At 71.8% G+C, this 7,910-nt stretch carries 6 protein-coding genes and 1 pseudogene; 4 read left to right on the forward strand and 3 right to left on the reverse strand.

Features of this window, described 5'->3' with window-relative positions; genetic code table 11:
• A pseudogene (locus tag E1165_RS26700) lies at positions 1–463 on the reverse strand (hypothetical protein); the annotation flags it as partial.
• A 303-nt stretch (positions 464–766) separates the two neighbouring features.
• On the opposite strand from E1165_RS26700, the gene uvrB reads away from it, so the two are divergent.
• Positions 767–2,875 (forward strand): excinuclease ABC subunit UvrB, encoded by a 2,109-nt coding sequence (gene uvrB, locus E1165_RS26705; protein WP_132394489.1) that lies wholly within the window; start codon positions 767–769, stop codon positions 2,873–2,875.
• 255 nt (positions 2,876–3,130) lie between these two features.
• Positions 3,131–4,033 carry a helix-turn-helix transcriptional regulator gene (locus tag E1165_RS26710; RefSeq protein WP_132394490.1) on the forward strand — a complete coding sequence of 301 codons (903 nt, stop codon included), beginning with the start codon at positions 3,131–3,133 and terminating at the stop codon, positions 4,031–4,033.
• 190 nt (positions 4,034–4,223) lie between these two features.
• Here the strand turns inward: E1165_RS26710 and E1165_RS26715 are convergent, their stop codons facing one another.
• Positions 4,224–4,517, reverse strand: a complete 294-nt coding sequence (locus E1165_RS26715) for an antibiotic biosynthesis monooxygenase (RefSeq protein ID WP_132394491.1) — start codon at positions 4,515–4,517, stop codon at positions 4,224–4,226.
• A gap of 434 nt (positions 4,518–4,951) precedes the next feature.
• Here E1165_RS26715 and E1165_RS26720 point away from each other — a divergent pair, with 434 nt between their 5' ends.
• The gene (locus tag E1165_RS26720) at positions 4,952–5,950 is read left to right on the forward strand and encodes a TerC family protein (protein WP_132394492.1); all 999 of its coding nucleotides are present in this window, start codon (positions 4,952–4,954) and stop codon (positions 5,948–5,950) included.
• 174 nt (positions 5,951–6,124) lie between these two features.
• Complete coding sequence (locus E1165_RS26725) at positions 6,125–6,922, forward strand: tyrosine-protein phosphatase (protein ID WP_132394493.1); 798 nt, start codon at positions 6,125–6,127, stop codon at positions 6,920–6,922.
• Positions 6,923–7,009: 87 nt separating this feature from the next.
• On the opposite strand, the gene E1165_RS26730 is transcribed toward E1165_RS26725, so the two are convergent.
• Positions 7,010–7,861, reverse strand: a complete 852-nt coding sequence (locus E1165_RS26730) for a serine hydrolase (RefSeq protein ID WP_132394494.1) — start codon at positions 7,859–7,861, stop codon at positions 7,010–7,012.
• Between the last annotated feature and the right edge of the window lie 49 nt (positions 7,862–7,910).

Below are 7,910 nucleotides of genomic sequence, written 5' to 3' on the forward strand. Positions count from 1 at the left end.
GGTCGGGGCGGACCATCACCACCGAGGGGGTGGCCTGCACCAGTCCGCGGTGCGGCCCGGCTCCGGGGCCGCCCACGTCGAGGTACGCCAGCGGGCGGGCCCAGTCGATCCAGCCGACGAGGTGGGTGCGGGTGCGGCCGGTGCCGACGACGAGGCGTACCCCGGCGCGGATGTCGCGGTAGTTGGTGACCCGGGCCGCGGCCAGCCGTTCGGATTCGGCGCCGGTCAACGCGCGGGCCGGGGAGTTCGACTTGGGCGCCCAGTCGAGCAGCCCGGCCACCAGGGCGGCGGCGGACGCGGCGGCGACCAGGGACAGTGCGGCGAGGGTGGCGCGCCGGTACGTCGGCTCCTCGGGTGGTGGCTCACCGGCGGCGACGTCCGGTGGGGCGGGTGCGGCGCGCAGACCGGGGTCGCGGCGTCGCCGGCCGCGTCCCCGGCGACGTCGGTCGGGGGAGATGTCCACGAGGGGATGAACGCCCGGCGGGGCGGGAGGGTGACGAGGCAGGGGCGCTCGCGGCGGCCGGTCTGCGCCGTGGGCGCGACCACGCCGGGTGCGCACGCCGGTGATGTCCGGGTGCTGCGACCTCGCGTGCCGGGGGTGGGAGCCCGATGAGGGGCCCGGCCACCGGCCCGGTCGGCCGCCGCGAGCGGCCTACGGTCTTCAGGCTAGCGCGGCGCGATGTGCCCCACAATGGCAATATCGAAGCCGATCAGGGACCTACGGTAGCCGCCCGGAGTGTCGGACCCCCGGCGTACCGTGGATGTCATGGCGCTCGACATTCCCCGGCTGGACGGCCGCTTCCAGGTCATCAGCGAGTTCCAGCCCGCCGGTGACCAGCCGGCGGCGATCGACGAGCTGGAGCGTCGGGTCCGGCGCGGTGACCGCAACACGGTGCTGCTCGGCGCGACCGGCACCGGCAAGAGCGCCACCACGGCGTGGCTGGTGGAGCGGTTGCAGCGACCGACCCTGGTGTTGGCCCCCAACAAGACGCTCTGTGCCCAGCTGGCCAAGGAGTTCAGCGAGTTGCTCCCGCACAACGCGGTGGAGTACTTCGTCTCGTACTACGACTACTACCAGCCCGAGGCGTACATCCCGCAGACCGACACCTACATCGAGAAGGACTCCTCGATCAACGAGGAGGTCGAGCGGCTGCGGCACTCGGCGACGATGTCGCTGCTCACCCGCCGTGACGTGATCGTGGTCGCCACGGTCTCGGCCATCTACGGACTGGGCACCCCGGAGGAGTACCTCGACCGGGCCGTCCGGGTCGCCGCCGGGCAGGAGCTCGACCGCGACCAGCTGCTGCGCCGGCTGGTCGACATCCAGTACACCCGCAACGACATGGCCTTCCAGCGGGGGACGTTCCGGGTCCGCGGCGACACGCTCGAGATCATCCCGGCGTACGAGGAGCTGGCGGTCCGCGTCGAGCTCTTCGGCGACGAGGTGGAGAAGCTCTACTACCTCAACCCGCTCACCGGCGACGTGGTCAAGGAGGTCGACCAGTTGGTGATCTTCCCGGCCACCCACTACGCGGCCGGTCCGGAGCGGATGGAGCGGGCGATCCGCGACATCGAGGCGGAGCTGGCCGAGCGGCTGGCCGAGCTGGAGCGCCAGGGCAAGCTGCTGGAGGCCCAGCGGCTGCGGATGCGCACCACCTACGACATCGAGATGATGCGCCAGGTCGGGTTCTGCTCCGGCATCGAGAACTACTCCATGCACATGGACGGGCGGCTGCCGGGCAGCCCCCCGCACTGCCTGCTCGACTACTTCCCCGACGACTTCCTCACCGTCGTCGACGAGTCGCACGTGACCATCCCGCAGATCGGCGGCATGTACGAGGGCGACGCCTCCCGCAAGCGGATGCTGATCGACCACGGCTTCCGGCTGCCCAGCGCCGCCGACAACCGGCCGCTTCGCTTCGACGAGTTCCTGGAGCGGGTAGGCCAGATGGTCTTCCTCTCCGCCACCCCCGGCTCGTGGGAGCTGGAGCAGGCCCAGGGCGAGTACGTCGAGCAGGTGATCCGCCCGACCGGGCTGGTCGACCCGGAGGTCGTGGTCAAGCCCACCAAGGGGCAGATCGACGACCTCATGCACGAGATCAAGCTGCGTACCGAGCGTGACGAGCGGGTGCTGGTCACCACGCTGACCAAGAAGATGGCCGAGGATCTCTCGGACTACCTGCTGGAGAACGGCATCCGGGTGCGCTACCTGCACTCCGAGGTCGACACCCTGCGCCGGGTCGAGCTGCTGCGCGAGCTGCGCAAGGGTGACTACGACGTGCTGGTCGGCATCAACCTGCTCCGCGAGGGCCTGGATCTGCCCGAGGTGTCCCTGGTGGCGATCCTCGACGCCGACAAGGAGGGCTTCCTGCGCAGCGGCCGGTCGCTCATCCAGACCATCGGCCGGGCCGCCCGCAACGTCTCCGGCCAGGTCCACATGTACGCCGACAAGATCACACCGTCGATGGCGCAGGCGATCGAGGAGACCAACCGCCGGCGGGCCAAGCAGATCGCGCACAACGAGGCGCACGGCATCAGCCCCGAGCCGCTGCGCAAGAAGATCCACGACATCCTCGACGACATCTACCGCGAGGCGGAGGACACCGAGGCGTCCCGCGTCGGCGGCGCGGTCCGGCAGCTCTCCCGGGGCAAGGCGCCGGTGAAGGAGACCCGCAGTCGTCAGCGGACGACCGCGGCCGGCCCCTCCCGCGAGGGGATGGCCCGGGCCGACCTGGCGCAGCTCATCCAGGAGCTCAACGACCAGATGCTGGCCGCTGCCCGGGAGCTGCAGTTCGAGCTGGCTGCCCGGATCCGCGACGAGGTCGCCGAGCTCAAGAAGGAGCTGCGCGGGATGGACGCGGCCGGGGTGAAGTGACCGGCGGGGCCGCCGGGTCGATCTGTTCAGCGGCTCAGGCAGGGCTCAGGTAAGGAACTTCTCGGGTCAGACGTGACGCTCCCGCCGGCGTTCCGTCGCGAGATCACGCGTAACCCATGTCTGGCACTCGCGACCTTCGGCGATACGGGACAGCCCGTCCTCACAACGGAGGGACATGAAGGACGGTTGCGTTCCGCGAGCAAGGTATTGCCGTGGGTGATGGTCCTGCGTACCCTCCGTCGTGGGGAGGCGGGGATGCCGTTGTCATCGAGTCCGGTCATTCGGCGCGCGCGACTGGGCGCCGAGCTACGCCAGTTACGCAGGCGCAAGGCGCTCACCCTGGAACAGGTCTGCGGCCTGCTGGGGTGGGCGTCCACCTCGAAGCTGTCCCGCATCGAGTTGGGGCAGAGTCGGCCCGATCTCGCCGACGTGCTGGACCTGCTGGACGTCTACCAGGTTCCGGCGCCGCAGCGCGACGAACTGATCGTCATCGCGCGGGACGCGGCGACCAGCCGAGGCTGGTGGCGGACGCTCGGTGAGATGCACGAGCGGCAACGCACGTACGCCGAGCTGGAGGCGGGTGCGGCGAGCATCGTCGAGTACCAGCCGGCCGTCGTGCCCGGCCTGCTCCAGTCGCCGGGCTACGCCCGGCTACGGATCGGCGCCGGCCGGCTGCTGCACCCTGAGGTCGACGTCGAGGCCGACGTCCGGGCCCGGCTGCTGCGTCAGCAGGTGCTGCGCCGCCCCGACCCGCCCCGGTACACCGCCCTGCTCGACGAGCGGGTCTGTGACGGCGGTGGTGTCACGCCGGAGGTGTGGCAGGAGCAGCTGGCCCATCTGCTCGCGCTGGCCGAGCTGCCGCACGTCACGGTCCGGGTGGTGACCCGCGCCGCCGCGCCGCACGCCGGGGTGCACCCGTTGACCGGCTACTCCAGATACTCGTTTCCCGACCCCGCCGACCCGCGCACGGTCATGCTGGAGACGCTGACCGCCGACGTGCGGCTGGCGACCGACGCGGACGTGGCGCGGTACGAGCGGGTGAGCGACTGGCTGGCGTCGGTCGCGCTCGACGGGGAGGAGACGGCCGCCCTGTTGCGCGGTCGCGCCGCCGGAGCGGTCGACGGAAGCCGCCGGGTCGGCGGGGGCGACGTGCGGTAGCCGGCCGTCGCCCGCCGGTCCCGGTGGAAGCACCCGCCGGGTCGATCACCCTGGCCGGCCGGGCAGCGCCGCACGTCGACGCCGCGCGGCCACCGGTCCCGGCGCCCCCGAACGCGTCGGGGCCGGTGTGCCGCGTCTGTCGCACGGTAACCCGGGGGTGCGACAACGGCGGCTGTGGACCGGTGACGGCTCAGGCGGGGACGTCGACGAAGTGCTCGACCCGGGGCGGGCCGGCGAAGTGCGGACCGATCAGGGCGCGCCACCTGCCGAACAACTCGGTGGCCCGGAAGTTCTCCTCGTGCGCCTCCACCGAGTCCCACTCGACCAGCAGCACGAACCGGCTCGGGCTCTCGATGCCCCGGGTCATCCGGACCGACCGGCAGCCCTCGGCGGCCGTGATGATCGAGTGGGCCTGCGCGTACGCGGCGGCGAACTCGTCCTCGTGTCCGGGAACTACGTCGATGAGCGCGACCTCAAGCACCATGCCGGAAGCCTCGCATGTCCGCCGAGGGCCCGCGCTGCCGGGTCCGGTCGTCTGGGGAGGGCGGAACCGCCCGCGTTCGAGGCCGCCCGGCATCCGGGCCGGAGCATGGCCTTCACCTAGCCTCCTAGGAAGCCTTGCGGGACGTGGGCCCTGAAACGTGATACTGCCTGCAATCCGGGAGCCCGGGGATGCGCCGCCGGCTCCAGATGGTGAACAATGGCCGCCGAGGAGGGGAGTATTCCCCCGCGACGGAGTCGTCAGCACGGTCGACCGCCAACCCCCGGCACCCGACCCGGCTCCATCGGTCAACGACCCGCTCGCGGGTCGCTGGCGGAAGAGACCTCCGACAGCCACCTGAGCTCGCGTCATCGCCCACCCTGCCGCCACCCGGCGTTTCGGTGTGCCCGACGCCGCGTGTCTGCCGGAGGAATGCATTGAACGTGTCCGGAATGGTGTGGGCGGGAACCCTCGTCGCACTGACAGCGGTCCTGCTGGTGGACCTCCTCATCGTCGGCCGGCGGCCGCACGAACCCAGCGTCCGCGAGTCGAGTCTCTGGGTCGGCTTCTACGTCGGGTTGGCCCTGCTCTTCGGCGCCGGTCTCTGGCTCACCAGCGGCGCCAGCGCGGCCGGCCAGTTCTACACCGGCTGGCTGACCGAGTACAGCCTCTCGGTGGACAACCTGTTCGTCTTCGTCATCATCATGGCCCGGTTCGGGGTGCCCCGGCAGTACCAGCAGAAGGTGCTGCTCGTCGGCATCGTGCTGGCCCTGGTGATGCGCGGCGGCTTCATCGCCGCCGGCGCCGCGCTGATCTCCCAGTTCTCCTGGGTCTTCTACCTCTTCGGCGCCTTCCTGATCTACACCGCGGTCAACCTGGCCCGTCAGGGTGAGCCGGACGAGGACGAGTTCAGCGAGAACATGCTGATCCGGTGGAGCCGCAAGGCGCTGCCGATCTCCCGGGACTACGACGGCGCGAAGCTGACCACGAGCCAGGCCGGGCGACGGATGTTCACCCCGATGCTGATCGTGATGATCGCGATCGGTACCACCGATCTGATCTTCGCGCTGGACTCGATCCCGGCGATCTTCGGGATCACCCAGGAGCCGTACCTCGTCTTCACCGCGAACGTCTTCGCGCTGATGGGCCTGCGTCAGCTCTACTTCCTGCTCGGTGGCCTGCTGGACCGGTTGATCTACCTCAGCTACGGCCTGGCGGTGGTGCTCGGCTTCATCGGCGTCAAGCTGGTGCTGGAGGCCCTGGCCGACAACAAGGTGCCGTTCATCAACGGTGGGGAGCACGTCGGCTGGGCCCCGCACATCCCGATCTGGCTGTCACTGGTGATCATCCTGGGTACCCTCGCCGTGGCCACGGCGGCCAGCCTGGCCAAGTCGTCGCGGGACCGGCGTCGCGAGCTGGCCGAAGCACGACGCTGATCCCCGGGTCCGCACACCGCCGGGGACGCCCTCCGATGGGTAGGCGCTGCCCGGCGCGTACCGGCTCCGACCCGGCCCACGCCCCCGCGTCGCGGACCCGCTCGGAACGCCCGGTGCGCACGTACCGCCTTCGTCATCAGGTGCGGGCACCCGCTACGGGAGAGGGGACGTCGGATGGGCGGGCAGGACTGGCGGCTGGTGGGCGCTCCCAACGCCCGTGACCTGGGCGGGCTGCCCACCGCCGACGGTCGCCGGGTGCGCTCCGGTCGGCTGCTGCGTACCCCGGCTCTGGGTCGGCTGACCGACGAGGACCTGCCAGTGCTGGGCAGGCTCGCGCCGGCCTGCGTGGTGGATCTGCGGGACGCCTCCGAGATGTCGGTCGCCCCGGCGGACCGGCTGGTCGGTCAGCCGAGGGTGGTGCACCTGCCGGTGCTCGACCCGGCGCACTCGGTCTTCACGTACGTCTCCGCGGTGCTGCTCGGCCACGACCTGGAGGCGTACGACGAACTCGCCACGGAGGGCACGCCGGCGGCCATGGTGACGATCTACCGGTGGTTCGTCACCGGGGAGGCGGCGCGGGCCGGGTTCGGGGCGGCGGTACGGCTGGCCGCCGAGGCGCCGAACCTGCCGCTGCTGTTCCACTGCTCGGCCGGCAAGGACCGTACCGGCTGGCTGGCCGTGGTGCTGCTGACCGCCCTGGGGGTCGAGGACGCCGCGATCCGGGCCGACTACCTGCGTAACAACGAGCTGACCGCCAGCCTGCGGGAGGTGCTGCTGGAGGCGATGACGCGACAGCACCCGTCGCTGGATCCGGAGACGGTGCGGCCGGTGCTGGAGGTGCGACCGGAGTACCTGGACGCCGCGTACGACGAGGTGCGCCGGGTGTACGGGTCGTTCGAGTCGTACCTGCGCGTGGGGTTGGGCGTCACCGACGAGGTACGCGCCGCGCTGCGGGAGCAGCTGCTGGAGTAGCGGGCCGGCCCCGGAGGGTCGCCGGAGGCCGTGGTGGACGGCGGACCGGAGGGCCGGGACCGGCGGAGTCTCGCGGATGCCGGGCGGTCAGCCGGTCAGGTGGCGCCGGGCCGCCCAGGCCGCCGCCGAGATGTCCGCGACCAGGCGGCAGCCGTCCGTCGTCTCCTGGCCCGCGGGCGGCCCCGTTGTGGTGCAGACGGCGATGACGTACGGCGGGGCGTCATCCGGGAAGACCACTCCGGCACCGTGGCGCACCCCGCGTACCCAACCGTTCTTGTGCGCGATCGGGGTGCCTGCCGGCAGGCCGGCGGCCAGGTCCTCGCGGTGTTCCTGGGCCAGCAGCACGGCCACCATGTCGGCGCAGGCCGCCGGCGTGGCCAGCGGTCCCGGCCGGTCGACCCCGCTGGCCAGCCCGCCGAGCAGCGCGGCCAGGTCGGCGGCGGTGACCAGGTTGGTGATGCCGGCCTCCCGGGCGGCGAAGTCCTCGATGCCCCGGCCGGTGACGCTGTGTCGGGCGCCGGCCAGCGCCCAGGCTCGCGCCACCGCCGGCAGCCCGACGTGGCCGAGCACGATGTTGGTGGCCAGGTTGCTGGACCTGGTGATCATCCGGTGGGCGAGCCAGCGCAGGGAGGCGGTCGCGCCGACCCGTTCCCAGACCGCGTCGTCGTTGTCGTAGTGACGGGCGCAGGAGAACCGGGGCGTTCCCGACCGGGCGGACTCGAACTCGTTGACCACGACGACCGGGGCGTCGAGGTCGGTTTCACCCGCTTCGGCGGCCCGGTGCAGGGCGAGCAGCACCGCGACCTTCATGGTGCTGGCCGCGTAGTGCGTCGCCGCGGGCTGCCGGGTCCAGGTGGCCGGGGCGTCCAGCCGTCCCACGTACGCCGACACCACGCCCGGCACGCGGTCCAGCCGCGCGTCGAGATCGTCCCAGCTCATGCGCCGACCGTAACGGATCCCCGCCACCACTTCCCGGCCCCGCCGTCAC

Origin of the sequence: Micromonospora sp. KC723 (assembly GCF_004348595.1) — a bacterium.
Taxonomy (GTDB): domain Bacteria; phylum Actinomycetota; class Actinomycetes; order Mycobacteriales; family Micromonosporaceae; genus Micromonospora.